The sequence below is a fragment of the Mucilaginibacter sp. NFR10 genome (assembly GCF_900100445.1).
GTDB classification, from domain to species: domain Bacteria; phylum Bacteroidota; class Bacteroidia; order Sphingobacteriales; family Sphingobacteriaceae; genus Mucilaginibacter; species Mucilaginibacter rubeus.
In genome coordinates this window covers 318,922-343,736 of the sequence record NZ_FMTV01000004.1, presented here as the reverse complement: position 1 = coordinate 343,736, position 24,815 = coordinate 318,922, and the positions used below count along the sequence as shown (strand labels likewise).

Genomic DNA, 24,815 nt, shown 5'->3' with positions numbered 1-24,815 from the left:
TCAATCCCTAACGCAAATTGGGGTTCAATTTAGATTCTGTTGTTTAAACTCAATAATCCCAATATGCTCCCTTTATTCGTAACATACGCCCCAACATTCAATCTCATAATTTTGTATTTTTACATTTATAAAAGGGATATTGTACGTTGATGGATGAAAACAGGCTAAATATTTTAAATAGCTCAAACAGGATGCTCAGCAAGCTTCAACTGCTGTCGGTATTTTTTGAAGACGAGCTCATTTACAAGATCTATCTGCGCACACAGGTTATCCACAAGCTTTTTGAAACCAATCCCGAAATCGATATCAACAAGCTGGAACTTTTTCATGTGCAATTTACCACCAGTCTGGTCGACCTGCTCCGCAAGATCAAGAAGAACAATGAGAACAATGTAAGCCTTGTGCTCGACGAGATCCAGCTTACCCGGGAGATGATTGATAAGATGGACGACAATGTGCTCACCGAGCAGGATTTTAAGATTGACAGGCAAAGGCAGGCGCTGAAAGTAAACCTTTCGTTGCGGAAGCTTTACCAGGTACTTTCAGATAACTCAACCGATTATCCTTTCTCCAAAAATATCAATGCCTTCAGCCTGCGCTATGGTTCCGATTTTTTTTATAACATAACTCCCGAGCTGTATAATGAACTTGTGCAACATAACTATAATGATACCTATCATAATAACTACGCTACTATTCAGCGTAAGCTGATGGGAGTATTGTTAAAACGCGAGTTCCGTACAGAGTTTTACTGTGGGTTAAAAGCCGGTAACCTGATACTGGAAGTGTATAAATTTATGGATGAAGACAGGCACTTTTTATTTTCGCCTGCCAATAATTTATTCCTATTTTGCGATGTTACAAAGCTTTCGGGCATCGAGCATAATAACAATCTGTCAAAAAGGGAAAAACTGATGCATGAGCTGCAGGACAAAATTGATAAGCTGCAAAGCGATGTAGTTACCATGAAAGCTTACATGCCGCCCGAAATAAAAAGCCTGTTAGCCGAAAACTACAAAAAAATAGCCGACATCAACTTTTTACAAAGCCTGAGCGATGTGGACGTGCAGGCCAATATTTTAAAAGCAATGCTTAATACCGATATTATATAATTTATGGAGTTTTTACATTACCTGCTTGGCCCCGACCTTAAGGCCGGCCTATTGATTGTCCTAAACCTGATTGTTATTGAGAGCCTCCTCTCCGTTGATAATGCCGCCGTACTGGCTACCATGGTACTTGACCTGCCCCCGCATCAGCGTAAAAAAGCACTACGTTATGGTATTATAGGTGCATATGTTTTACGGGGTGTTTGTTTGTTTTTAGCGGCATGGCTGGTATCTGTTTGGTGGCTGAAACCACTTGGAGGCCTTTATTTGATATACCTGAGCTTCAATTATTTTAAAGGCAAACTGAAAAAGGCCGATGGCGATGCTGAAGAGGAAACGGTTGATAAAAACAAAAACTGGCTTTACCGCTCAACCGTTGGTTTGATAGGTAATTTGTGGGCAACCATAGCTTTAGTGGAGCTAATGGACCTTGCCTTCTCTATTGATAACGTTTTTGCGGCTGTTGCTTTTACCGACCATAAGATGTTAATTTATATTGGCGTGTTTATCGGGATCCTGGCTATGCGATTTGTTGCCCAGGCTTTTGTAAGGCTGATGGAAAAATTCACTTTCCTGGAAACTGTAGCTTTTATCGTGATTGGCGTACTGGGGATTAAACTGGCCTCATCGTTATTTGTCCACCTTTATCCTGAAGCGGGATTTTCAAAATTGATGGAAGGAGAAAGCGCTGATATTTTCACTTCGGTGTTTACTGTGGCCCTATTTATTATCCCGGTATTAACGTCACTGCTGTTCAACTTCCCTAAAAGGCACACCACTGAACCAAAAGTAGCTGAGGCAGCGGAGGATGTGCTGGATAAACAGTAGTTCAGTTGGCAGTGGCAGTTAGCAGCAGGCAGCAGTAAAAAACGCCTTTGGGAGGGTGTAGGGAGGGGTTTCCTGAACTGTGTATGATTTTGCAAAGCGGATAAACCCCTCCCTGCCACAATACCGCCAGCCGCAGCCTCCCCGGGGAGGGAAGAAAACATTAATGACTTGATATATAAATTAAATGTTCTTAAATAAAACAATAGCGTCCATTTTCGGCATCGGCTTTTTAAAAGGTGGGGGTACTTACGCCGCTATAGTTACCTGTGGCTTTATCTGGCTGCTGTGGCAAAGTCCGGCTTTGCAAAATCCCTGGTACCTGTTGGCTATTACCATATTTGTTACCGCACTTGGTGTATTTGTAGGCAATAAGGTTGAATCCGACTGGGGCGAAGACAGCTCGCGTGTGGTAATTGATGAGGTTGCCGGAATGCTGATAGCTATGCTTTTTATCCCCGCTAACTTATATTTCCTTTTAGCCGGCCTGGTACTGTTTCGTTTTTTTGATATTGTGAAACCGCTTGGCGTACGCAAAATGGAAGATCTTGGCGGTGGTTTGGGTGTAATGATGGATGATGTGCTGGCTGGCGTTTACTCCAACATCCTGCTTTGGATAGGATATTTTGTATGGATGAAATTTGGAGCATATTAGTGAAAGGAGCGAATTTGTTCGGTTTCCTCTTCCGGGTTTAAATTAACCTATCAAATCAAATATGTGGCATAGCTAACTTTGGTTAAACTCCCCTTGAGGCTTATATCACACAAATATTCTTTCAAAATAAAATTAACCCTGAGATCAGTTGATCAGCAGCTTATACCCCCGCCCGTGTACGTTGATGATCTCCACATTAGGGTCATCTTTCAGATACTTACGGATCTTGCTCAAAAATACATCCATACTCCGACCGTTAAAGTAATTGTCATCATGCCAGATGTTCAGCAGGGCTTCTTCGCGGGTAAGCACTTCGTTTTTATGCACACACAACAGGCGCAGTAGTTCAGCCTCCTTGGTAGATAGCTTTTGCTGGTTGTCTGCTGTCATGATCATCTGGGTTGTATAATCAAACGTATATTTCCCAATTTTAAAGGAGGTTTGTTTTTCCTCTTCCTTTTTGCCGATATTATCCGTACGTTTTAACAGCGCATTTATACGAAGCAGTAATTCCTCAATGCGGAAAGGCTTGGTGATATAATCATCCCCCCCCAAATTGAAGGCCTGGGTTTTATCTTCAATCATGCCTTTGGCCGTCGCAAAAATAATAGGCACCTGGGCATTGATCTTACGGATATCCTTACCAAGTGTAAAACCGTCCTTTTTAGGCATCATCACATCCAGTATCAGCAAGTCATATGTTTGTTTGGTAAAGGCGCGTAGGCCTTCTTCGCCATCCTTACATAAAACCACGTCAAACTTACCTTTCAATTGCAGGTAGTCTTGCAGTAACAGGCCCAAATTGGCATCATCCTCAACCAGTAGTATTTTCTTCATATGTTTTTTAGTCCGGAAGTCCGAGGTCGGAAAGTCCGGAAGTTCTTTAATCATGTCGGAAGATAGGCTGAGCTTATCTTACGGACTTTCGGACATCCCGACTCGTAGATCTACGCCACCGCAAACTTCAGCTCAAACTCCGAGCCCTTCTCTTTTTCTGATTTCACGCTTATGGTGCCGTTCAGGCGTTTTACTATGGTATTAACATAGCTTAAGCCCAGGCCAAAACCTTTAACGTTGTGCACGTTGCCGGTAGGGATGCGATAAAACTGTTCAAATATTTTTGATTGCTGGTCGCGGCTCATGCCTATACCTTTATCAGCTACTTTAATAACAATTTGTCCGTTTTTAACAAAAGTACTTATAGTTATATCAGGCGCTTCATTGCTGTATTTAATGGCGTTATCAACCAGGTTGTATAATACGTTCGAAAAATGCAGCTCATCGGCAATGATATAGGCTTTTTCGGCATCAAGGTGCAGTGTGGTTTTAGCATTGCATTTTTGCAATTTGAGCGCCATGCTATCAAGCACTATGCTCACCATCTCGTTCACATCAACCGGCTTTTTCTCCAGTTTAAAGTCATTGCGTTCAATACGGGCAATGTTTAATACGCGCTCGATATGGCTGCCTAAACGGGCATTTTCTTCAAAAATGATGTTCGCTAAACGGGCTACCCGGCTTTTATCTTCGGCAATTTCATTATCCCTTAAAGCTTCACTGGCAATCATGATGGTTGACACCGGGGTTTTAAACTCGTGGGTCATGTTGTTGATGAAATCGATCTTCATTTCCGAGATCTTTTTCTGCCTCAATATCGAAAATATGGTATAACCGAAGCAAAGGATCAGCACCATGGTAAGGCCGCCGGTTGTAGCCATAGTAGCGGTCATATTACTTAATATCAATGAGTTTTTTTGCGGAAACGAAAGCCTGATCTTTCCGGGGTCGTTGATCACCTCTTTGGTAAAAATGGGGGTTTGATAAGTATTTGCCGCTACAAACACAGGCAGCTTTTCGCCCTGGCTGTCGCTGGCATTTGAAAATATGAGCGAGTCGCTGTTGGCGGTTGTAACTTCGTAGCTGAAAGGCAGAAAAATGCCTTTATTATGAAGCTCAAAACGCAGTAACGAATCTATCCAGAAAGGGTTGATCCGTTTATTCAACGGTTCGCCCGATTTACGGTATTCTTCGGCCAGGTTCTCAATAACGGTGGGCTTATTGCTCAAACTGTTAGCCTTTTCAAGCGAATCGGTCTCCAGCATTTTTTTTATTTGTTGAACCTGCCGTTCCTTTTGCTTACGGGTTTGTTCCTGTACCCACAACGGATTGATACGCGGTACCGAGATCATTTGTTTACCAAACTGAGGGTCGACGTAGACATACCTCAGGGTATCATACTTATGAAGTTTTTTAGGATGACCTACCCTGCGGGTAATACGGGTATGCACTATCTCGGGTGTAAGTTGCTCATGTACTACACCAAACTCGTCTGTATATTCTTCAACACGTACTTTAAAATCAACCGTACCTTCTGTTTGTAGTAAGCCGTTAAGCTCATCATCCATTTTTTTACGCTGGATCATGCGCTGCAAACTATCGCGCAGTAAAGCAATCCGTTTTTCGCGGGCAGATGAGTGTTTTTTTGTTTTTGGTATTCCCGCTACTTTTATTGTGCTGATGTCCTGTTCTTCATTATCGGTGCTAATGGTAGCTTGCTGGGTTTTGGTTTTCAAAAAGTTATTCGCATCCTGACGGGTAACCTTATCTACCACATTGTTCATAGCCTCCCTCACCTGGCGGTCGAACGAATCGGACTGCATCTGGTAAGATTGCCTCAGAAAATAAAATTGCATAGCCATAACGCCCAGCAACGCAAAGCTCATTAAGCCAATAATTAAACCTATGCTCCTTTTCTTCATTTATTAACAAACAAAATTATCCTAAATCCGCACACAAAAATTGCATTTAACAAAATTTAACAAATGTGCATTCAATTTAAAACTCTGCTGCTTAATATTTTATTGTATCAATTAGTGAGATGTCTGTTTAAGGCTATGGGTTATAACGGGAAGCCTATAAACAACAAAAGGCCCTGTTAAAGGGCCTTTTGAAATATTTTACTCAAGCTTTTCTCTATTTTATTAGAATGGCAGATCGTCATCATCGGCCGATGAGCTGATATCAGCTGACGGTGCTGCGTATTGCGGAGCAGCTGTTGCATTGTTAGCAGCAGCAAGCGGAGTAATTCTCCATAACTGCAATGAGTTAAAATAGGTTTTTTTGCCCATTTTATCTGTCCACGGGCGACCTTTAAGATTAAAAGAAACCTCTACATCATCCCCAATCTTCACGTTATCCAGTAAATTGCAACGATCCTGTATAGCTTCAAACTTTAAATATTCAGGGTATTGAGGGTTCTCAATATATTCAAGTATAAGTTCGCGTTTTTTAAGTGAATCGGTTACTTGCTGAGTGGCCGACACTTCATGTACCTTACCTTTAACTTCCATAATTAGTCTTCAAATAATTTAAAATGTAAAGTTAATAGTAAGAAATTAAAATAGGGGCTTTTTAATTCTTAATTTTGCCGAATTAATATGCAAGTTTTCCACACCGAAAGTAAAATCATAATTACATGTAACAAAAGGCTTTCGCCTTACCTGCAAAGGGAGGTTGAAGCTTTAGGCTATGAGCCGGTCCGCGTTTTCCCTACCGGGGTTGAACTAAAAGGTACCGTTACAGATACCATTCCGCTTAATTTGAACCTGCGCTGCGCAAGCCAGGTACTGTATTCGTTAAAAACTTTTACCGCCCGCGATCCGAAAGAACTTTACGAAGAGCTGGTAACCATTGAGTGGGAAAAGCTGATTGATTTTACCGGTTACTTTTCGGTATCATCAAACGTAAATAACGAACACATCCTTACACCGCTGTTTGCCAACGTAAAGGTAAAGGATGCTATTGCCGACAGGATCAAATCCATTAAAGGTATCAGGCCCGACTCTGGCCCGGAGGTTAATAAAACGCTGGTACATCTTTACTGGCAGGATGACCGCGCCGAAATTTTCCTGGATACATCGGGCGAAACACTGGCCAAGCACAGTTACCGTAAAATACCGGGTAAAGCACCAATGCTCGAAGCTTTGGCAGCATCAACCATTATGGCTACCAAATGGGATATGAAAAGCACATTCATTAACCCTATGTGCGGCTCGGGTACCCTGGCTATTGAAGCAGCATTGCTGGCTACAGATAAGTCGCCGGGTTTGTTTAGGATGAATTATGCTTTTATGCATATTTTAGGATATGACGAAACGGTATTTTTTGCAGAGCGGCGAGCATTGAAAGATAAATCCAAAAAAGAAACCGGCTTTAAAATCATCGCTACGGATATTTCTGAAGACGCGGTTGACATCGCCCGCAAAAATGCCAGGACAGCCGGCGTAGAACATTTGATCGATTTTGCCGTTTGTGATTTTGAAGATACCGAGGTTCCGGCAGAAACTGGTGTTGTAATGTTTAATCCCGAATACGGTGAGCGTTTGGGCGTACACACTAAGCTGGAGATCACCTATAAACGTATGGGCGATTTTATGAAAAAGAAATGCCTTGGGTATAATGGTTACGTTTTTACGGGCAATCCCGACCTGGCCAAAAAGATAGGCCTGAAGGCAGCCCGAAAAATTGAATTTTATAATGGTAAGCTTGATTGCCGCTTGTTTGAGTATGAATTATACCAGGGCAGCAAACGCGAACCGAAAGAAGAAAATTAAATGAAAAAGATCCTGTTATTTATAACATTTATTTTATCATCAGTACTGGTTAAGGCACAAGCACAATTAGCATTTCCGTTTCAGGGCGGTAGTCCTATTATGAACCGCTTTTTTAAAGACAGTCTTGTTGTATCACCCGAAATTATTAAAAAGAAAGCAAGCGGAACAGCGGTGTTTAAATTTACCGCTGATGAAAAAGGTTTGATCAAAAAAATAATTGTTTACTATGCGGATGATGCCATACTGGTAGTACCCATCATTGAAGCGCTAAAAAAATCAAATCATAAATGGGTCATCCCCGATCATGAAAAACTGCATGATTTTATTTTGCCGTTTTCCATTAACTTTAATGCGCCGGCAAATACAAGCAATGCTACTGTAAAAGCGGCATTTGATTATTACAGCAAACGCAAGCCAATCATATCTTATAACCAGGTACCGCTTGAAACGGCTACTTTATTGCCCACGGTAATTGTTAGTTACAATTTAAGCGAGTAGTTTTTTTAATAAAAAGGAAGTTGAAAGCGACAGACTTTGCGGCCTGTCGCTTTTTTTGTTTTTATTATTAATTAATATGGTTGTTAAAACCTATGTATTTATACCGGCTCTTATAAAGGGCTATTAATTTTTAATTAAAAAAGTATAAAATATCAGCTTTTCAATTGGTTAGCCATTAAAAAAATTAAAAATTTTGAAATCCATAACCCCATTATTTTCGTTATTTATAAACGAATTAATATGTAAATGGATGAAAGATATGCTAAATTTAAAGATCAAGGCCATAGCTGCTAACATAAGGCATACCAGGGAAGGACTAAATTACACCCAGGAATACCTTGCAGCCAAGCTGGGTATATCGCAAAACGCGTATAGCAAAATAGAGTTGGGCTATACAAAAATAACCGTGGAAAGGCTTTTTCAGATCGCCGCTATTTTGGAGATTGAAGTTGTCGAACTCATCGATACAGAAAAAATAGCCGCTGCTTAACGTTTTATACACAACCCCATTGTTCTGTCTTTTGCTTAGTATCTTTGCAAAAGATGGAACATAATAAACTCATTGAAGCCACTGCAAATTTTGTGCGCAATACGCTCAGGGACGCCGAAGGTGGTCACGACTGGTGGCATATTCACCGCGTTTGGACAAACGCGAAACTCATCAACCAAACAGAAAAAACCGATCAGCTGGTAGTTGAACTTGCTGCCCTGCTGCATGATATTGCCGATAGTAAGTTTCATAACGGCGATGAAGAGATTGGCCCGCGTACTGCTGGCAATTACCTGCAAAGCATGAATGTTGATACCGGGGTTATTGAGCATGTGCAGCAGATCATCAGGCATATGTCGTTCAAAGCCAGCTTTGATAAACAGTCCTTTCATTCGCCCGAACTGGCTGTAGTACAGGATGCCGACAGGCTGGATGCCATTGGAGCCATCGGCATTGCGCGTGCCTTTACCTATGGAGGTTTTAAAGGCCGGGAATTGTATAATCCCGAGATCTCGCCAAACCTTAACATGACCAGGGAAGAATATAAAAACACTACCGCACCAACTATTAATCACTTTTACGAAAAGCTATTATTACTTAAGGATAAAATGAATACGCCTGCCGGCAAAGCGCTCGCCGCGCAAAGGCACGCTTTTATGGAAGATTATTTAAAACAGTTTTTTGATGAATGTGGTTCAAGTTAACGCGAAAGCTTACTTTTGCGCCAAAATTGACAGCCCATGAAAAAACTTATACTTACTATAATACCCGTATTAATTACCGCCGCCGCTTTGGCGCAGGATACAGTTAAACGTCAGCGGTTCAACTTCCATTTCCAGCAAACGGTAATTACTCAATACAAACCATCGTTTCATGCCGATTATAATGGCGATAACAGTTTACTTACCAAAGAAGAAACACAAAGCTCAATTACCACTACGCTTTTTGGCGGTGCAAGGCTCTGGAAAGGCGCCGAAGCCTATTTTAACCCCGAGCTTTCGGGTGGATCGGGCCTGAGCAAAACGCTGGGTGCGGCAGGTTTCCCTAATGGCGAAACTTTTCGTGTAGGCGGCGCAGAGCCGAAGATCTACATCGCCCGGTTATATTTTACCCAAAACTTTGAATGGGGCAAGGATAAAGACACCATTAGCGATGATGCCAACCAGTTAGCCGGTTTAAAAAGCAAGCGTTACTTTTCGGTTACCGTAGGTAAATTTGGTATGGCCGATTTTTATGACGGCAATGAATTTAGTCATGATCCGCGTACGCAGTTCATGAACTGGAGCTTAATGGATAACGGCGCATGGGATTATCCCGCCAATACCCGCGGGTATGTTATGGGGATCCATACCGAATTAGGGCAACCTAACTGGACTTTGCGTTTCGCCTTTACCATGTCAACCACTACCGCCAACGGCGCCATTTGGGATCAAAAAATTGGTAAAGCAAACACCCAGACCTTAGAATACGAAAAACGCTATACACTTAACGGCCAAAAAGGTACCTTCAGGATCTTAGGTTTCCGTAATAATGGCAAAATGGGAGATTATCGCCTGGCAATCGCGCAAAGCCCTGTTGCCCCCAATGTTGATACCACACAAGCTTATGGCAGGCACAAATATGGCTTCGGCATCAGCGCCGACCAGTATCTGACCAAAGATTTTGGGGTATTTGCCAAAGTGAGTTATAATGATGGTAAAACCCAAACATGGTATTTTACCGAGATTGACCGTTCATTGAGTTTTGGCGGCGTACTTAAAGGAAGTTCATGGAACCGCGGCGATGACGAACTGGGCCTGGCTTTTGTAGCCAACGGCATCTCAAACGCCCATCGTGATTATCTTGCAGCCGGCGGCTACGGTTTCATCATAGGCGATGGCAAGCTTAATTACGGCACCGAATTTATTGCCGAACTTGATTATAAAATAAACGCATATCAAAAAAAGTTCTGGCTTACACCCGGTTACCAGTTTTTGCTAAACCCTGCCTACAATAAGGACAGGGGACCGGTAAATGTCTTTTCGTTAAGGGCACATGTAGAGTTTTAAACATAAAAAGGCCTCGTCACATATATTATGATGGGGCCTTTTTGTTTATATAAGCTAAAAGCAGCATGAGCAAGACTTATAGCTAATAGCTTGATTAATGTTCCCAATTGTTAACCGATTGCCTGTCTGATCTTCTCGGCGGTAGTGTTAAATTGTTCGGGGGTGAATTTTTGTTTGGGGAGCGAAAAGTTAATGCTGCTCATATCATTCATGGGTATAAGATGGATATGCGCATGGGGCACATCAAGGCCCATAACTGCTACTCCAACCCGTGGGCAGGGAACAGCCTTTTTTAAACCGAGGGCTACTTTTTTGGCAAATACCTGTAAGCCTATATAAGTATCATCGTCCAAATCAAAAAGATAATCAACCTCCTTCTTTGGGATCACCAGCAGGTGACCTTCCGTAAGCGGAAAAATATCTAAAAAAGCCAGAAATTCATCGTTCTCGGCCACTTTATAAGCGGGGATCTCGCCTGCAACTATTTTTGAAAAGATGGTCATGGTTGGTGAACGGTTGATTATGTTGATTGGGTGAGTAGTTTGTTATGGTATTAATTAAAAGGGTGAGTAGTTAATAATTGATTACGATATCCGGAAAAACCATTCTCTTAATCAACTATTCACTGCTCACCCAATAAATTACCTGCTTATTTCCAGGATCTCGAATTCAATTTTACCTGCAGGTACGGTGATCTCGGTTTTTTCACCAACCTTTTTGCCAAGCAGGCCTTTAGCTATCGGCGACGCTACCGAGATTTTACCGGTTTTAAGATCGGCTTCACTCTCTGATACCAGCTGATAACTCATGGTAGCTCCGTTTTTCAGGTTCTTGATCTTTACTATCGACAATGCAAGCACCTTCGAAACGTCAAGTTTTGATTCATCAAGCAGGCGCGCATTGGCCAGTGTTTCCTGCATCTGGGCTATTTTGGCCTCATGTAAGCCCTGCGCTTCTTTAGCTGCATCGTATTCGGCATTTTCCGACAGATCGCCTTTGTCACGTGCCTCAGCAATAGCTTTTGATATATCGGCACGGCCGGTTGTTTTTAATCTCTGTAGTTCTTCTTTTAATTTCTCTAAACCATCTTTGGTATAGTATGATACCTCTGCCATAACGCAAAAATTAATTAATATTATTACTGTTAATCAACCAAAAAAAACCGCCCTTCCCTGTTTTAAGAAAGGACGCAATGCTTATAAAAGCAAACAAGACTATGTAAGCCCTCTGCTTACATAGTCTTGCGTTTTGGTAATTAACGAAGATAAGTGATTTAAGTTTTATTATCCAAATTTTTAAGAGGGGAATTTTTTTACATTATTCCGGGTTTATACCTTTTTGTTTTATGGTATCCGCTAACATTTCAAGCCTGGCTGTCTCATCAGTTTCTTAAGCGGGGTGTTTAAGACTTCCCTACCTAAATGTATCTGGCAGCGTTTATTATCCCGGGGTTTTACCTATGCATTACTTTCCGTTGGCCTTCTTCACCATAAAATCCAAAGCGGCTTTATCCGGCAAAGGTTTTGCGCCCGGCTTCTCACCCAATATCATTATTTTATGATCACTTGTTGTATAAGCCGGCCATGCAGGTACGCCTTTCCCGTTCGGGTTACCGGTTTTAACAAAATTAGCCCAGTAAGTGCTCATGGTATTGGCCAGTTGCTGATCGACAGGTTCCCATGGCCGGTTCAGGAATTTGAGGTTGTCATAGGCATAAGCAACCTCGCCGGTATGGAAAGCGCCGTATTTAACAAAATCGGCAGTGGCTGGCAGGCGGCGGGTAAAACGGTAAACATAAATTTTAGATTTCCCTTTTTCATTTTGCACATTGGCCCAGGTATAATTCTGCATCCCGAAGATCTGATCGCGGTTTATCCGTGTTTGGGAGGTCGCGGCTTCCTGGTCTGAACCCGCCGGATATAGTTTTAAAAATGCATCAGCATCGGCACCATATTGGCTTTTTATCATCTTTTTATACTCTTCAGCAGTTTTTGGCGGACCTACAAAAGCGTCGTCTTCGTTCCAGCCGGTAAGTACAGGCACATCGTTTTGTTTATGCTCATTAAAAATATCAGCGATGGTTGCGGGTAAAACATAGCCGTCGATAACCGGGCGGCTTTGGCCTTTGCCAACCAGTTCGGCAGCGGGTTTGCTCCTTAGTTCGGCAATGGTGCTTGCACCCAAGGCAGTCGCTGTTTTTACACCAGCTGCCTCTGCTTCCCGCAACCCGCCTGATCCTTGCTGACTGATAAAACTGGCCCCGCTTTCGGCAATTGCACCACTGAAAAGCCCTTTACTTAAGGGCGATGCCACCAAACAATTTACACTCATGGAACCTGCCGATTGCCCCGCTATGGTAACCTTATGCGGGTCTCCACCAAAAGCCGCGATATTCTTTTTCACCCATATTAATGCAGCCAGCTGATCCATCAAACCATAATTCCCTGATGCATTATGCGGGGACTCCCTGGTTAATTCAGGATGGGCGAAGAAACCAAAAATCCCGACGCGGTAATTAATAACCACAAATATGATCCCCTTTTTAGCCATCGCCTCGCCATCATAAATTGGTACGCCTGCTCCGCCACTTACAAATCCACCGCCATAAATATAAACCAGCACAGGGCGTTTTTCTGACGGTGTTTTTGCGGCAGTCCATACATTAAGGTACAGGCAATCTTCGCTGATGGGCTCATAGGGGATGAGGAACTCGCGCGTGTAAACACCAAAGGGGTTTGGTTTACTCTGCATTGGGCTGGCCGCAAAATCGGTGCATTTTTTAACATCCTCCCAGGGCTTTACCGGTTGCGGTTCCTTCCAGCGTAAATCACCAACCGGTGGCGCTGCAAAGGGAATACCTTTATAAATACGCACATCGCCCGCCTGGTTGGTTAAGCCTGATACTTTACCTGCATCAGTAGCAACAACATCAAGATTTTTATTTTGAGCGATGACAGAACAGCACAGCAGCAAAAGCGGCAATAAAAGGATGCGTTTCATTGATTATAGGTTTAATGATTGGTTTGCTAAACTTACAAAGTTTTGGGCATTTTGTAAACACAGCCCCACCCAAACCCTCCCCGGAAGGGAGGGCTTTAAAGTCTCCCCTTCCGGGGGAGATTTAGAGGGGGCTTCTGTAACAATCCCCTATAATTAACAAAAGCATCACATTGCATTTTAAATGCTTTGTTGATATTTGGCGAAATCAAAAATCTTTTTTCGCGATGAAGTTTAAACATCTGCTGCTTATTTCCCTCTCCTTCGCTACCGTTTCGGTATCGGCACAAAAAAAGAAAACTACGACAGCACCCGCTGCGTCTGCATCAATTCCTCGCCCAAAACTGGTTGTGGGTTTAGTAGTTGACCAAATGCGCTGGGATTACCTGTACCGCTACTATGACCGTTATCAAACCGGTGGCTTTAAGCGCATGCTTAATGAAGGCTTCACCTGCGAAAACACCAATATCGACTATATCCCAACGGTAACCGCTGCCGGCCATACTTGTATCTATACCGGATCTATCCCCGCCATACATGGTATAGTGGGTAATGATTTTATTATCCAGGCCACAGGCAAATCCATGTATTGTACCGACGACAGCACGGTTGTAGCTGTTGGCAGCACTTCAAAAGCAGGGCAAATGTCGCCCCGCAACTTGCTGGTTAGCACAATTACCGATGAATTGAGGCTGGCAACCAATTTTCGCTCAAAAGTTATCGGCATAGCATTAAAAGACCGCGGCGGGATCCTGCCAGCGGGTCACTCGGCTAACGCTGCTTACTGGTTTGATGATGCCAGCGGTAACTGGATCACCAGTACTTATTACATGAATGACCTGCCCGCCTGGGTTAAAACCTTCAACAATCAAAAAATTGCTGAAAAATACCTGAAGCAGGACTGGAACCCGTTATATCCTATTAATACGTATGTACAAAGCGCACCCGATAACAGCGATCGTTATGAAGGTAAATTTGCCGGTGCCGCTACACCAACCTTACCGGTCAAAACATCCGAACTTTATAAGGGCCATATTGGCATGATCCGTTCTACTCCGTTCGGCAACACCATGACGCTCGACCTGGCTAAAGCTGCTATTGAGGGCGAAAAATTGGGCGAAAATACCGTAACCGACTTTTTAGCCGTGAGCCTTTCATCAACAGATTATGTTGGTCATCAGTTTGGCCCTAACTCGGTTGAGGTTGAAGACACTTATTTAAGGCTTGATCAGGACCTGGCCGCGTTTTTTAATTATTTAGATGCAACTGTAGGTAAAGGCAATTATTCGGTTTTCCTGAGTGCTGACCATGGCGCTGCCCACAACCCTAACTTCTTGAAAGATCATAACATCCCGGCAGGTGTTTGGGATGAGGGAAAAGCTGCAAAAGAAATGAACACGATGATCAGCGATAAATACAAAGTGGATAACCTGATCATCAGTATGGATAATTATCAGGTTAATTTTAACAACGCGGCCCTTGCAAAAGCAGGCATTAACGAAGAGGCTATAAAGTTAGACTGTATCGAATACCTGAAGAAACAACCAGGCATTGCCTATGCAATTGACCTGCAAAAAATACAGGAAGCCAATATCCCCGATGAGCTGCGCAGTATGATCATTAACGGTTATAATGCCGAGCATAGCGGTGTTATCCAGATCATACTGAAACCGGCATGGTATACCGGTCATGGCACTAATGATCGCGGCCCAACCGGTACTACACACGGTACCTGGAACCCTTACGATTCGCATATCCCATTGGTATTTATGGGCTGGGGCATTAAGCACGGCAGTTTGACCCGTCAAACACATATGACAGATATTTCGGCTACTGTAGCATCGCTACTGCATATCCAGGCTCCTGATGGCTGTGTAGGTAAAGCTATCGGCGAAGCACTGAAAAACTAAGTCTGAAGTCAGGAAAGTCCGAAAGTTTACAACACAAAACTTTCGGACTTTTCGGTTAATAATTAAAAACTTTCCGATTTTAGGGCTTGACCGAATTCGGACTTATAAAATGAAAAAATACATTTCTAAATTTCATTATCTTACACATGACCTGCCTGATTTTAGCCACGTACAACAAGTGCAGATAGCTTGCGGCGCGGGTGCAAACTGGATACAATACCGTTGCCTTACCAAACCCGAAGATGAACTGATTGATGAGATAAACGAAATAGCCGAAATTTGCGACGAATGGGGCGCGACCCTTATCATCGCTAATCATTACGACTTGCTTGACCGGGTTGATGCGCAGGGTGTGCATATAGATGATAGTGATGCCGATCTGGCTAGTATCCGCAAGATTATCGGCCCGGATAAAACTCTTGGGGTATCAGCAGCAGGTGCTGATGAATTATTGAAAATACAAAGTACCGGAGTGGTTGATTATTATGTTTACGGGCCATTTGCAGCCACTAATACAGAGGAGCCTGTTGGGCATCACCCGCTTGGTTTTAACGGATATCGCCAACTGGAGAAACTGGGCATCAGTATCCCGGTGATAGCAGCAGGTGGCATCCAGCCGGATGATGTTGAGCCCTTGCTTCAAACAGGCATCGACGGTATTGCGATATCATCGGCCATAAATCTTGTAGCTGACCCGGCTGAAAGGGTTAAGGAGTTTTATAAAAGGGTATATTGATAATCACTGGTTCTAAATAAACCTTGTCATTTTTAAATGAGGAGTGAGGAGAAATCTCCTATGATGAAAATCTGCTACAGAAAGGCAAAAAGTCCTAAAAAGCGTGGTAATAGATTATATAAAGTTATAATATATAAATGACTAAGCAAACCGTGAGCATGTTTTCTTAATTTTCCTTTGCAGATCAGAAGAGGAAACAGGCTCTGCTGGGGAGCAACCTGCCAGCAATATGATCTAATCTCGCCCACGCCGGGAATTGTCCTGATCAGGGCTATTCTTTCCTTATAACGCGCCTGCCTGGACAAAATACGCACCTGCCTGGTGGCGGCCAATACCATGCTCCTGGCCTGTAGGTAACCCTGAAGTTTAAGGTCAAGGGCTGTCCTTGCCGAAGGACTCAATGACAGATTTTTAAGCCAGTTGGTAAAATTATTTGACCAATAACGGCCCTCTGATTCACCGAACGTTATCCCCTGGAAGTGAAGCCAACCCTGGATCCTGTTTTTATATCTCGTCTGATCTTTTACCGTTTGATTGTATGTGCGAATAATATCCCGGTCATCCTGTTGTTCAATACAGGGAATAAAAATACCGGTAAGGTCTCCTTTACTTAGTGACTGACTTAATTTCCGGCAATCAACGGTGTCTGATTTACGCTGTTTTTCCTTACCTGTCGTGGGTACATCGGCCGGGTTTACAACGATGCAGTTAATCCCTGCATTACTAAATTCCCGCTGATGACTGAAACCGCAAAATCCGGCTTCATAAACTACGTGGTAGTCCGCTGATGGGTAATTACGCTTAAGATAAGTACTTAATTCTCCCGCCGATGGGTTCTGCGAAAACGTCCTGAGTTCCATTTGTTCACTACGGATGCTTACCTTCCAGGATTTCTTATGGACATCTATCCCCGCAAAAATCTTTTGCCCGCTAAAATCTAATTGTGTAACTTGTTGCATGAGTTCTTGATTTAAAGTGTTTGTTCTTAGTTGTTTACTTTAATCTACAACCTTTTTTTCAAGAACTCTTCTTTAACTGTTTCATGCATACGATCTTATACGACTTGGCGTGCAGTTGTGCATGACGCAGAAGATTTCTCTTTCGCCCCGGCACGCTATCTGTTCTTCCCGCTTTATCGGGATGACATCAGTTCTAAAAATATTATTCTACCGTCATAAAACTTTGATTTGGTTTCAGCAATCAATAAAAACCCCATCTTTATATTTTCATTTAATATTCATCTGTTCCATCTACATTAGCAATGTCATCACATCATATAGTTCGCGAAAAACAGGAACCAGCTTTATTAGTTTTAAGCATGGATACTTTTGATGAGGAAATGCTGGGGCAGTTGCTGGAGTGGAGCCCGACCGTGATCTGCTCTACCGGTACCGCCGAAAAGTTGGATGCATCAGGGATTAAAATCGACTGGATAATAAGTGATGGTGATTCGGGTGATTTACAGTCGGACGTGAAGGTGATGCCTTCGGGAGGTGACAATGCGGCAGGTGCAGCTTTAAAATACCTGATAACGCATAATTACCCGGCGGTTAATGTAATTACCGATGTGCTGGACCTGAAAGATTTTTTGTTTTATGCTGATAAAATAAACCTGGTGATTTTTAGGGAACGGCAAAAGATCTACCCGGTTAATTCGGGCTTCAGTAAGTGGAAACCTGCAGGTGAGTTCATTGAAGTACTTTCGCATCCGTCGGGCTTACAAATAAGCGGGCTTGAAGCCACAAGCACTAATAGGTATAAAACCACCCACGATGGTTTTTTTACCCTGCAGTTTGAGCAACCTTTTTTGTTTATTGCCGAGGATATAGCGTAGCGAAAACAATAACCGGTACGTATAGCTGGTATTGGTTCGCTTTTTGAGTGAAAAATAATTAAAAACGCGTTAAACCGTTTAAACATTTAATAGTCTATATATTTATATCAGCAAAAAATACCATGCTGATCTGTTAAAAAATCTTTCATCATGAAAAGGACATATAAAAATCTATTAACAATTGCATTGGGGGGCTTATTGAGCTTATCCCTGGCATTCAATGCTGATGCACAACGTGGCGGCGGTTCTCGTGGCGGCGGTGGCGGAGGAGGCGGTGGTTCAAGACCGTCAGGCGGTGGTGGCGGAGGCGGTAGTTTTTCCCGTCCTTCCGGTGGTAGTTTTTCCCGCCCCTCAACTTCATTTAATGGTAGCACACGCGGCGCTATCGCGGCTCCACAACGGAGCTATGGAACTGACTCTCGCGGCAGCATAGGTGCTCCTCAACAACGCAGTTATGGTGGTCGTGATTACGCAATAAGGCCAAATGGCACATCCGTAGCACCCCAGCGTAGCTATGGTAGCACCGGTCGTACCGTATACAATGGTAACCGCAGCTATACTACTGTAGACAGGCGCGTTTATAATGGCGGTCGCGGTACTTATTACAGAGGTGGTTCATATGCATACGGTGGTCGCAGGGTTTATCCCGGTACTTACCATTACGGTGGCCGCGGGGGGTATTTTGGCAGTCACTACTATTATCCATACCGTAACTACTATAATTCATTCTATTATCCGCGGTTAGGTTTTAGCATAGGTTTCTTGCCATATGGTTACTATCCTTTCTGGTGGGGCGATTACCAATATTTTTACAGCGATGGCTTGTACTACCGTCAATACAATGACCAGTATACCGTTGTTGAACCACCGATAGGGGCCGAGATTAAAACCCTGCCTTCAGGTGCCGAATCTATCATGATCAATGGCGAACAGTACTATGAGTTAAACGGTGTTTACTACCAGCCATATACCAAAGATGACGGCTCAACTGTTTACGTTATTGCAGGTAAAGATGGCCAATTAAATACCGATCAGGGCAACGGCGATGGCAGCAGTGTTGACCAGGGCCCGCAAATTGGCGACATTGTAACTCAATTGCCACCGGATTGCCGCAAGATCAAGATCAATGGTGAAAAGCTGTTTGTATCCCCTGATGGTTATTACTACCAGGAAACTCAGGATGACGGCAATAAAGCTTACAAAATTGTAGGCACCCCATCTGATGATCCTGAAAATAACGACAGCGATCAAAACCCTAACCAACAGTAATTAATAAAAATTCAATATATATATTAGGGCCGCTTCCATTTTGGAAGCGGCCTTTTTTGATTCTTGCGGAATCTGAACCGAATAATTCAAATTAATTCAAACTTTTTTTAATTACAAAGGGTAGTATATTAAGTAATAATTAAAATCTGCCATTATGCAAAATCATGATCACCGCGTTATAATTCAAAAATTATTGGATTGCGCTTTAGCTTGCGAACATTGTGCTACTGCATGCCTGCACGAAGAGGATGTTAAAATGATGGCCGGCTGCATTAGTCTTGACCGGGACTGCGCTGACATATGTGTCCAGGGAGCCCGCTTATTGCAAAGAGATTCAGTTATTGCTCATCAATACCTGGTTTTATGCGAGGAGATCTGTCGCCTTTGCGCCGCTGAGTGCGGTAAACATCAGCACGACCATTGCCAGGAATGTGCCAAAGCTTGTATTGATTGCGCGGAGGCCTGCCACGCACATCATGAACCTATTACGCAGGATTGAGGTAATTACATTTAGTTCCCGTTTGAGAATAGTCGTCAAAAAGCGGGAGGGTCGTGCGATTCCCCCTCGAGAGGGGGGAGGGGTGTGTCTCTGCGTTAGAGTTAGTCGAAGAAACACACCCCTGCTATCGCTCTGTCCTTCACGCCCCCTCTCAAGAGGGGATTTAAAAATCTCTTTATTATCCGCAATGCTCACTATTTTACTAATTTTTTTAGGATTTAGCGTTTTCTTTTCTGAATTTTACTTTTATGAATAACCTCCCGCCATTAGCCGAACGTATGCGCCCCAAATCGCTTGATGATTATGTTGGGCAAAAACATCTTGTTGGGCCGGGAGCGGTATTACGCAAAGCCATAGAGTCGGGTTCATTGCCGTCGATGATATTTTGGGGCCCGCCGGGAGTAGGTAAAACTACATTGGCTTATATTATTTCGCAGTCATTGTTTCGTCCGTTTTTTGCTTTGAGTGCGATTAACTCGGGCGTAAAAGACGTAAGGGAGGTGATAGAAAAAGCGTCGTTGTTAAAGAAACAAGGCGAGGTGCTACCGATATTATTTATCGATGAGATCCACCGCTTTTCCAAATCGCAGCAAGATTCATTGTTAGGCGCTGTAGAGCGGGGCACTGTTACGTTAATAGGCGCAACGACTGAAAACCCATCTTTCGAAGTGATCTCGGCTTTGCTGTCGCGTTGCCAGGTGTATATTTTACAGCCGCTATCCGAGACTGATCTCATCGATCTGTTGAACAAAGCCATGAAAGAGGATGTGGTTTTGCAGGGTAAAAACATCACCATCAAAGATCATGAGGCTTTGCTGCGCCTTTCGGGAGGCGATGCCCGGAAGCTGCTCAATATTTTCGAGTTGCTGGTAAACGCTTTTGACACGCCTGAGATAGTACTGACCGATGAAGTTGTACTGGAGCATGTACAGCAAAACATGGCCCTCTATGATAAAACCGGCGAACAGCACTATGATATCATTTCGGCCTTTATCAAATCCATGCGGGGCTCTGATCCTAACGGTGCTGTTTACTGGCTGGCGCGCATGATAGTTGGCGGCGAAGACCCGCTTTTCATAGCCCGGCGCATGCTGATCCTGGCGTCCGAAGATATTGGCAACGCCAACCCAAATGCATTACTACTTGCGCAAAGCTGCTTTGAGGCTGTAAATAAAATAGGCATGCCCGAATCGCAACTGATATTATCGCAGACGGCTATTTACCTGGCAACATCGCCCAAAAGTAATTCGGCTACAACAGCTATTGGTGCGGCTATAGCATTGGTGCGCCAAACCGGCGATTTACCGGTGCCGCTGCACTTACGTAACGCACCAACCAAATTCATGAAAAACATAGGCTACGGCAAGGATTACAAATACGCCCATAGCTACGAAGGTAATTTTACCGACCTTGATTTTCTGCCGGATGCTATCCGCGGAACAAAAATTTACGACCCCGGTAACAATGCGCGTGAAAACGAATCAAAAGAAAAGTTAAGAAAACTTTGGGGCGACAGGTATAAATACTAACTTAAGCTTCGCTTTATAAAGCGTGTTAATTAATATCATATAACAAATTGACCAATATTAATTAATTTATAACTTTAGGCTTTGCGCACCGTACCTATAGCTTTTATATAGAACATTTATAGCTTTGGACTTTGTGCAGTCTGCTTTTAGCTTTATATAAAACCTATACCTTAACCTTTAACTGTCTATACTTATGATCACTACCTTTCTCGGGCACGAACTTAAAGCTTTCTGGCGGTCAAAAAACACAGGTAAAAGTATTGCTATCCGTGTGGTGATGGGCTTACTTATCCTTTATCTTTTTGGATGTATTTTGCTTGCCGGTTTGTTTTTGAATGAAATTTTGGGCCAGGTTTTTCCGCATGATGACATAGTGGTTTCTTTTTGCGGTATCATCCTGCTTTATTTTTTGTTTGACCTAATGATGCGCATGCAATTGCAGGAACTGCCAACGTTACGGGTGCAACCATATCTTCATTTACCTATAAAAAGGAATACGGTGGTCGGCTATCTGGCCTTTACGGCCATGCTCTCGGTTTTTAACCTGTGGCCCATTATACTTTTTGTACCTTTTATTTTAAAAGTGATCCTTACCGATTCGGGTGTTTTGCCTGCGCTGGTTTTTATATTGGCTATTATCGGTTTCATGCTTTTCAATAACTACATGGCCTTGTTTATTAAACGCAAAGCCAATCTTAACGGCTGGGTTTTCCTGGTGTTCGCAGCGGCTCTCATCCTTATTATTACCGGCGATTTCAGATTTCACCTGTATTCGGTACGTAATATTTCCTATCTGTATTTTGGCCATTTGCTTAATAAACCGGCGTTGGTATTGCTGCCTGTTGTGCTTGCTGCAACCATGTATTACATCAATTTTGCTTACTTAAAACAAAACCTGTACCTCGAAGAGCTGAGTTCACGCAAGGCATCGGCTTATAAAAGCAGTACGGAGTTTCCGCTGTTAAACAGGTTTGGTAAAGTTGGCGACCTTGTCGCAAACGAGTTGAAGCTGATATTCCGTAATAAACGGCCCCGATCGGCATTGGTTATGGGGTTGTTCTTTATGTTTTACGGGCTCATATTTTATACCAACAGCCATTACGGACAAACCTGGTACATTTTTGTGGGCATGTTCATGACTGGTATTTTTATTATCAGTTATGGGCAGTTCATGTATAGCTGGCAGGGCGCTCATTTTGATGGCCTGTTAGTGAGCAAAATTAATTTCCGCGATTTTTTAAAGGCAAAATACCTGCTGTTTACCATGGTATCAACCGTGGCTTTTATATTGACTACGCCTTATGCTTATTTTGGCTGGCGCATTGTTTTGGTACATTTTGTAATGTACCTGTGGAATATCGGTATCAACACAACCATTGTGCTGTTTTTTGCTAACCGCAATGCCAAACGGATAGATCTGTCAAAAGGCGCGTCGTTTAATTGGGAAGGGGTGGGGGCAACGCAAATGCTTATTTCGTTTCCCTTGATGATCACGCCGTATATTATTTATCTTCCGTTCTCACTGTTCAAACACGCGGACATCGGCCTGGCCATGCTGGCCGGTACCGGGATCATATTTATTTTAACCCGCGATTTTTGGGTTAAAAAACTTGAGGAGGATTTTATACAAAAACGTTATACCGTTGCCGAAGGCTTCAGAAACAAATAACCATGATTGAAGTAAGAAATTTGAAAAAAGTTTATAACGGGATTACCGTTGTGGATGTACCTGCCCTGCAAATTAACAAAGGCGAAAGCGTAGGCCTTGTAGGTAATAACGGCGCAGGCAAAACTACGTTGTTCCGGATGGTGCTCGACCTCATTCGCGCCGAAAGTGGCGAAATCCTTTCAAACGGAGAAATTGTAGCCGGTCATGAGAAGTGGAAAGATTACACCGCTGCTTATCTTGATGAAGGTTTCCTGATAGACTACCTTACACCCGAAGAATATTTTTATTTTATAGGAGGGCTGCATGGTCATAACCGCACATATGTTGATGAGGTGTTAGTTAGCCTGACCGATTTTTTTAATGGCGAGATACTGAAGAAAGGGAAGTACATCCGCGACCTGTCAAAAGGTAACCAATGCAAAGTTGGTGTAGCGGCCTGCCTGTTGCAGGAACCTCAATTGCTCATGCTGGACGAGCCCTTTGCCAATATTGACCCAAGTACCCAGTTCAGGCTTAAAAACCTGCTGAAAGATCTGAACAGGAATAAGGGTGTAACTACCATAGTATCCAGCCATGATCTTAACCACATCACTGATGTGTGCGACCGCATCCTGCTGATGGAAAAAGGTGTGATCATTAAAGATATTGCAACCAGCTCATCAACGTTAAATGAGTTGGAAGCGTATTTTGGCGTTGAGGTCGCCCCTTCCGCCCGTTAAAAGGGTGACTACCTTCAAGCTCCCTTTTTAAGCATAAACAAAAAACGCATTGCCGGCAGCAATGCGTTTTTTGTTTAAAATCTTCTTTTGACAAGCGCGTGTGCATACAAGCACTCGCTTTAGGGGGCGGGTGGGGCCTGGATTAGCTCATCCGTCAATTTCTCAAACTCGTTGATAAACTCGGTATAATGCTCCCCCGTACCGGGGCCGCTAAAACCTGTATGGATCTTTTGTACGTCGCCGTTTTTATCAATAATGATGGTGGTAGGGAAGCCAACCACTTTTGATAACATAGGCAGGCTTTGGGCGGTTTGTTTTTTATCGCTGGTATAGCCGGTCACCAACAATGGATAAGGTACTTTAAACCTGTCTTTTACCTGCTGCAGCGCTTTCTTTGATTTTTCAAAATCGGTGGTGCGTTCATAAGCCAGACCAATTACTTCAACACCTTTATTGTGATATTTGTTATAGTAGTTAACCATATAAGCAGTTTCGTCCATACAGTTAGGGCACCATGAGCCCAATATCTGTACAATTACCACTTTGTTTCTGAACCTGGCATCATCAAGCGAGATAGTTTTGCCATCAAGGTCCTTAAAGCTGAAAGTTATTTTTTTATACCCCGGTTTTAATGAAGTGAGTGAATATGCATCGGGAAGTTTGGCGTTTTCATCCTTTACAGCAGTCCATGCCTGCACAGATGAATAGCCGGCGAAAAATTTACCGTCGGTTAAGGTCTTATCATCGCTAATGGTAGCAGTAAAAGTATAGGCATGACCACCGTCGAAAGTAGAGAGGTAAAGTTTATTACCACTTACCGAGCCTTCTAAATAACGGTAATCACCGGTGGTGGTTAAGAAAGTGCCTGTAAGTTTATTGCCCTCCTGCTTAAACTCGCCAACGGTGGTATCGCGGTCCTCGCCCTCACCAAACACCGCCGACCAGCGGCCTCCGATATTAAATGCCGGGTTTTCAGTATTCTTAAAAAAGCGCCATGAAGTGTTAGGTCGGGCGCTGAATGGAACAAGAAGATCATTATCGGCCAGGTGCCTTACCCAGTTGCCGTTAAGGCTATCTCCGTTAAGTTTCAGCTTAAATTCTGAATTGAACAGCGGCATATGGATAAAAACAGAATCGCCTTTGGTAGCAACATCTGTTACTTTAAAATGCTCGGCACCGTTAATGATAGCTAATTGTTGTTTGCTCCCGCTATTGCTGAACTCGAAATTAAAAGGGATTTCGGTGCCTGATTTAGTTTTAAGCGCACCGCGCCACACACCTGTTTTTAGTTTGGTTTGAGCAAAGCCGGTTTGCAGAAATAGTAATCCGCAAATACCGGCTATAATATTTTTGAAAGTCATACTTAAATATATAGTCTACTTAATCTATATACTTTCAAAGGTATAAAAACAGCG

General features: G+C 43.1%; 24 protein-coding genes. 16 read left to right on the top strand and 8 right to left on the bottom strand.

What is annotated here, in order from left to right:
• Positions 1 to 149 precede the first annotated feature (149 nt).
• The 3 genes from BLP33_RS15935 (at position 150) to BLP33_RS15925 (ending at position 2,589) form a co-directional block, all read left to right on the top strand.
• A complete protein-coding gene (locus BLP33_RS15935; RefSeq protein ID WP_090530557.1) occupies positions 150 to 1,112 on the top strand; it encodes a hypothetical protein in 963 nt (320 codons plus the stop codon).
• Between the two features lie 3 nt (positions 1,113 to 1,115).
• On the top strand, positions 1,116 to 1,937 hold the full coding sequence (locus BLP33_RS15930) for a TerC family protein (RefSeq protein WP_090530554.1): 822 nt from the start codon (positions 1,116 to 1,118) through the stop codon (positions 1,935 to 1,937).
• Between the two features lie 184 nt (positions 1,938 to 2,121).
• On the top strand, positions 2,122 to 2,589 hold the full coding sequence (locus tag BLP33_RS15925; protein WP_090530552.1) for a phosphatidylglycerophosphatase A family protein: 468 nt from the start codon (positions 2,122 to 2,124) through the stop codon (positions 2,587 to 2,589).
• A 144-nt stretch (positions 2,590 to 2,733) separates the two neighbouring features.
• On the opposite strand, the gene BLP33_RS15920 is transcribed toward BLP33_RS15925, so the two are convergent.
• The 3 genes from BLP33_RS15920 to BLP33_RS15910 all read right to left on the bottom strand — a co-directional run bounded on the left by BLP33_RS15920 (position 2,734) and on the right by BLP33_RS15910 (position 5,939).
• On the bottom strand, positions 2,734 to 3,426 hold the full coding sequence (locus BLP33_RS15920; RefSeq protein WP_090531325.1) for a response regulator transcription factor: 693 nt from the start codon (positions 3,424 to 3,426) through the stop codon (positions 2,734 to 2,736).
• 110 nt (positions 3,427 to 3,536) lie between these two features.
• A complete protein-coding gene (locus tag BLP33_RS15915) occupies positions 3,537 to 5,348 on the bottom strand; it encodes a sensor histidine kinase (protein ID WP_090530549.1) in 1,812 nt (603 codons plus the stop codon).
• 222 nt (positions 5,349 to 5,570) lie between these two features.
• On the bottom strand, positions 5,571 to 5,939 hold the full coding sequence (locus BLP33_RS15910) for a DUF3127 domain-containing protein (protein ID WP_090530546.1): 369 nt from the start codon (positions 5,937 to 5,939) through the stop codon (positions 5,571 to 5,573).
• A gap of 87 nt (positions 5,940 to 6,026) precedes the next feature.
• Here BLP33_RS15910 and BLP33_RS15905 point away from each other — a divergent pair, with 87 nt between their 5' ends.
• From BLP33_RS15905 to BLP33_RS15885, 5 genes are all read left to right on the top strand, one after another.
• Positions 6,027 to 7,202, top strand: a complete 1,176-nt coding sequence (locus tag BLP33_RS15905; RefSeq protein ID WP_090530542.1) for a THUMP domain-containing class I SAM-dependent RNA methyltransferase — start codon at positions 6,027 to 6,029, stop codon at positions 7,200 to 7,202.
• A complete protein-coding gene (locus BLP33_RS15900; protein ID WP_090530539.1) occupies positions 7,203 to 7,700 on the top strand; it encodes a hypothetical protein in 498 nt (165 codons plus the stop codon). It begins immediately after the preceding gene.
• A gap of 250 nt (positions 7,701 to 7,950) precedes the next feature.
• Positions 7,951 to 8,190: a helix-turn-helix domain-containing protein gene (locus BLP33_RS15895; RefSeq protein ID WP_090530535.1), complete on the top strand. Its 240-nt coding sequence runs from the start codon at positions 7,951 to 7,953 to the stop codon at positions 8,188 to 8,190.
• Positions 8,191 to 8,243: 53 nt separating this feature from the next.
• Positions 8,244 to 8,894, top strand: coding sequence for an HD domain-containing protein (locus BLP33_RS15890; RefSeq protein ID WP_090530533.1), 651 nt, complete (start codon positions 8,244 to 8,246; stop codon positions 8,892 to 8,894).
• 36 nt (positions 8,895 to 8,930) lie between these two features.
• The gene (locus tag BLP33_RS15885) at positions 8,931 to 10,238 is read left to right on the top strand and encodes a carbohydrate porin (protein ID WP_090530530.1); all 1,308 of its coding nucleotides are present in this window, start codon (positions 8,931 to 8,933) and stop codon (positions 10,236 to 10,238) included.
• Positions 10,239 to 10,348: 110 nt separating this feature from the next.
• On the opposite strand, the gene BLP33_RS15880 is transcribed toward BLP33_RS15885, so the two are convergent.
• From BLP33_RS15880 to BLP33_RS15870, 3 genes are all read right to left on the bottom strand, one after another.
• A complete protein-coding gene (locus BLP33_RS15880; RefSeq protein WP_090530527.1) occupies positions 10,349 to 10,741 on the bottom strand; it encodes an HIT family protein in 393 nt (130 codons plus the stop codon).
• A 138-nt stretch (positions 10,742 to 10,879) separates the two neighbouring features.
• Positions 10,880 to 11,353, bottom strand: coding sequence for a transcription elongation factor GreA (greA, locus tag BLP33_RS15875; protein ID WP_090530524.1), 474 nt, complete (start codon positions 11,351 to 11,353; stop codon positions 10,880 to 10,882).
• A gap of 349 nt (positions 11,354 to 11,702) precedes the next feature.
• Entirely contained in the window at positions 11,703 to 13,238 is a 1,536-nt protein-coding gene (locus tag BLP33_RS15870; RefSeq protein WP_090530521.1) for a carboxylesterase/lipase family protein, read from the bottom strand.
• Between the two features lie 224 nt (positions 13,239 to 13,462).
• Between BLP33_RS15870 and pafA the strand changes: the two genes are divergently transcribed.
• Both pafA and BLP33_RS15860 read left to right on the top strand, forming a co-directional pair.
• Positions 13,463 to 15,145: an alkaline phosphatase PafA gene (gene pafA / locus BLP33_RS15865; RefSeq protein ID WP_090530518.1), complete on the top strand. Its 1,683-nt coding sequence runs from the start codon at positions 13,463 to 13,465 to the stop codon at positions 15,143 to 15,145.
• A gap of 109 nt (positions 15,146 to 15,254) precedes the next feature.
• Complete coding sequence (locus BLP33_RS15860) at positions 15,255 to 15,881, top strand: thiamine phosphate synthase (protein ID WP_090530515.1); 627 nt, start codon at positions 15,255 to 15,257, stop codon at positions 15,879 to 15,881.
• Positions 15,882 to 15,955: 74 nt separating this feature from the next.
• Here the strand turns inward: BLP33_RS15860 and BLP33_RS15855 are convergent, their stop codons facing one another.
• On the bottom strand, positions 15,956 to 16,840 hold the full coding sequence (locus tag BLP33_RS15855; RefSeq protein WP_090530512.1) for an IS110 family transposase: 885 nt from the start codon (positions 16,838 to 16,840) through the stop codon (positions 15,956 to 15,958).
• A 302-nt stretch (positions 16,841 to 17,142) separates the two neighbouring features.
• Here BLP33_RS15855 and BLP33_RS15850 point away from each other — a divergent pair, with 302 nt between their 5' ends.
• The 6 genes from BLP33_RS15850 (at position 17,143) to BLP33_RS15820 (ending at position 23,400) form a co-directional block, all read left to right on the top strand.
• On the top strand, positions 17,143 to 17,715 hold the full coding sequence (locus BLP33_RS15850) for a hypothetical protein (protein WP_090530509.1): 573 nt from the start codon (positions 17,143 to 17,145) through the stop codon (positions 17,713 to 17,715).
• A gap of 150 nt (positions 17,716 to 17,865) precedes the next feature.
• Positions 17,866 to 18,984, top strand: coding sequence for a DUF6515 family protein (locus BLP33_RS27470; RefSeq protein WP_175490031.1), 1,119 nt, complete (start codon positions 17,866 to 17,868; stop codon positions 18,982 to 18,984).
• 154 nt (positions 18,985 to 19,138) lie between these two features.
• Complete coding sequence (locus BLP33_RS15835; RefSeq protein ID WP_090530499.1) at positions 19,139 to 19,483, top strand: four-helix bundle copper-binding protein; 345 nt, start codon at positions 19,139 to 19,141, stop codon at positions 19,481 to 19,483.
• 248 nt (positions 19,484 to 19,731) lie between these two features.
• The gene (locus BLP33_RS15830) at positions 19,732 to 21,012 is read left to right on the top strand and encodes a replication-associated recombination protein A (RefSeq protein ID WP_090530496.1); all 1,281 of its coding nucleotides are present in this window, start codon (positions 19,732 to 19,734) and stop codon (positions 21,010 to 21,012) included.
• A gap of 193 nt (positions 21,013 to 21,205) precedes the next feature.
• The gene (locus BLP33_RS15825; protein ID WP_090530492.1) at positions 21,206 to 22,681 is read left to right on the top strand and encodes a DUF5687 family protein; all 1,476 of its coding nucleotides are present in this window, start codon (positions 21,206 to 21,208) and stop codon (positions 22,679 to 22,681) included.
• Positions 22,682 to 22,683: 2 nt separating this feature from the next.
• On the top strand, positions 22,684 to 23,400 hold the full coding sequence (locus BLP33_RS15820; RefSeq protein WP_090530489.1) for an ABC transporter ATP-binding protein: 717 nt from the start codon (positions 22,684 to 22,686) through the stop codon (positions 23,398 to 23,400).
• Between the two features lie 119 nt (positions 23,401 to 23,519).
• Here the strand turns inward: BLP33_RS15820 and BLP33_RS15815 are convergent, their stop codons facing one another.
• Entirely contained in the window at positions 23,520 to 24,761 is a 1,242-nt protein-coding gene (locus BLP33_RS15815; RefSeq protein WP_090530486.1) for a peroxiredoxin family protein, read from the bottom strand.
• Positions 24,762 to 24,815 lie beyond the last annotated feature (54 nt).

Excerpts from the sequence above, each read along its gene's own strand:
- BLP33_RS15815 (WP_090530486.1), bottom strand. The coding sequence starts at position 24,761 with ATGACTTTCAAAAATATTATAGCCGGTATTTGCGGATTACTATTTCTG.
- BLP33_RS15905 (WP_090530542.1), top strand. The coding sequence starts at position 6,027 with ATGCAAGTTTTCCACACCGAAAGTAAAATCATAATTACATGTAACAAA.
- BLP33_RS15880 (WP_090530527.1), bottom strand. The coding sequence starts at position 10,741 with ATGACCATCTTTTCAAAAATAGTTGCAGGCGAGATCCCCGCTTATAAA.
- BLP33_RS15900 (WP_090530539.1), top strand. The coding sequence starts at position 7,203 with ATGAAAAAGATCCTGTTATTTATAACATTTATTTTATCATCAGTACTG.
- BLP33_RS15930 (WP_090530554.1), top strand. The coding sequence starts at position 1,116 with ATGGAGTTTTTACATTACCTGCTTGGCCCCGACCTTAAGGCCGGCCTA.
- BLP33_RS15915 (WP_090530549.1), bottom strand. The coding sequence starts at position 5,348 with ATGAAGAAAAGGAGCATAGGTTTAATTATTGGCTTAATGAGCTTTGCG.
- BLP33_RS15885 (WP_090530530.1), top strand. The coding sequence starts at position 8,931 with ATGAAAAAACTTATACTTACTATAATACCCGTATTAATTACCGCCGCC.
- BLP33_RS15920 (WP_090531325.1), bottom strand. The coding sequence starts at position 3,426 with ATGAAGAAAATACTACTGGTTGAGGATGATGCCAATTTGGGCCTGTTA.
- BLP33_RS15910 (WP_090530546.1), bottom strand. The coding sequence starts at position 5,939 with ATGGAAGTTAAAGGTAAGGTACATGAAGTGTCGGCCACTCAGCAAGTA.
- BLP33_RS15850 (WP_090530509.1), top strand. The coding sequence starts at position 17,143 with ATGTCATCACATCATATAGTTCGCGAAAAACAGGAACCAGCTTTATTA.
- BLP33_RS15860 (WP_090530515.1), top strand. The coding sequence starts at position 15,255 with ATGAAAAAATACATTTCTAAATTTCATTATCTTACACATGACCTGCCT.
- BLP33_RS15925 (WP_090530552.1), top strand. The coding sequence starts at position 2,122 with ATGTTCTTAAATAAAACAATAGCGTCCATTTTCGGCATCGGCTTTTTA.
- BLP33_RS15820 (WP_090530489.1), top strand. The coding sequence starts at position 22,684 with ATGATTGAAGTAAGAAATTTGAAAAAAGTTTATAACGGGATTACCGTT.
- BLP33_RS15890 (WP_090530533.1), top strand. The coding sequence starts at position 8,244 with ATGGAACATAATAAACTCATTGAAGCCACTGCAAATTTTGTGCGCAAT.
- pafA (WP_090530518.1), top strand. The coding sequence starts at position 13,463 with ATGAAGTTTAAACATCTGCTGCTTATTTCCCTCTCCTTCGCTACCGTT.
- BLP33_RS15830 (WP_090530496.1), top strand. The coding sequence starts at position 19,732 with ATGAATAACCTCCCGCCATTAGCCGAACGTATGCGCCCCAAATCGCTT.
- BLP33_RS15895 (WP_090530535.1), top strand. The coding sequence starts at position 7,951 with ATGAAAGATATGCTAAATTTAAAGATCAAGGCCATAGCTGCTAACATA.
- BLP33_RS15935 (WP_090530557.1), top strand. The coding sequence starts at position 150 with ATGGATGAAAACAGGCTAAATATTTTAAATAGCTCAAACAGGATGCTC.
- BLP33_RS15855 (WP_090530512.1), bottom strand. The coding sequence starts at position 16,840 with ATGCAACAAGTTACACAATTAGATTTTAGCGGGCAAAAGATTTTTGCG.
- BLP33_RS15870 (WP_090530521.1), bottom strand. The coding sequence starts at position 13,238 with ATGAAACGCATCCTTTTATTGCCGCTTTTGCTGCTGTGCTGTTCTGTC.
- BLP33_RS15825 (WP_090530492.1), top strand. The coding sequence starts at position 21,206 with ATGATCACTACCTTTCTCGGGCACGAACTTAAAGCTTTCTGGCGGTCA.
- greA (WP_090530524.1), bottom strand. The coding sequence starts at position 11,353 with ATGGCAGAGGTATCATACTATACCAAAGATGGTTTAGAGAAATTAAAA.
- BLP33_RS27470 (WP_175490031.1), top strand. The coding sequence starts at position 17,866 with ATGAAAAGGACATATAAAAATCTATTAACAATTGCATTGGGGGGCTTA.
- BLP33_RS15835 (WP_090530499.1), top strand. The coding sequence starts at position 19,139 with ATGCAAAATCATGATCACCGCGTTATAATTCAAAAATTATTGGATTGC.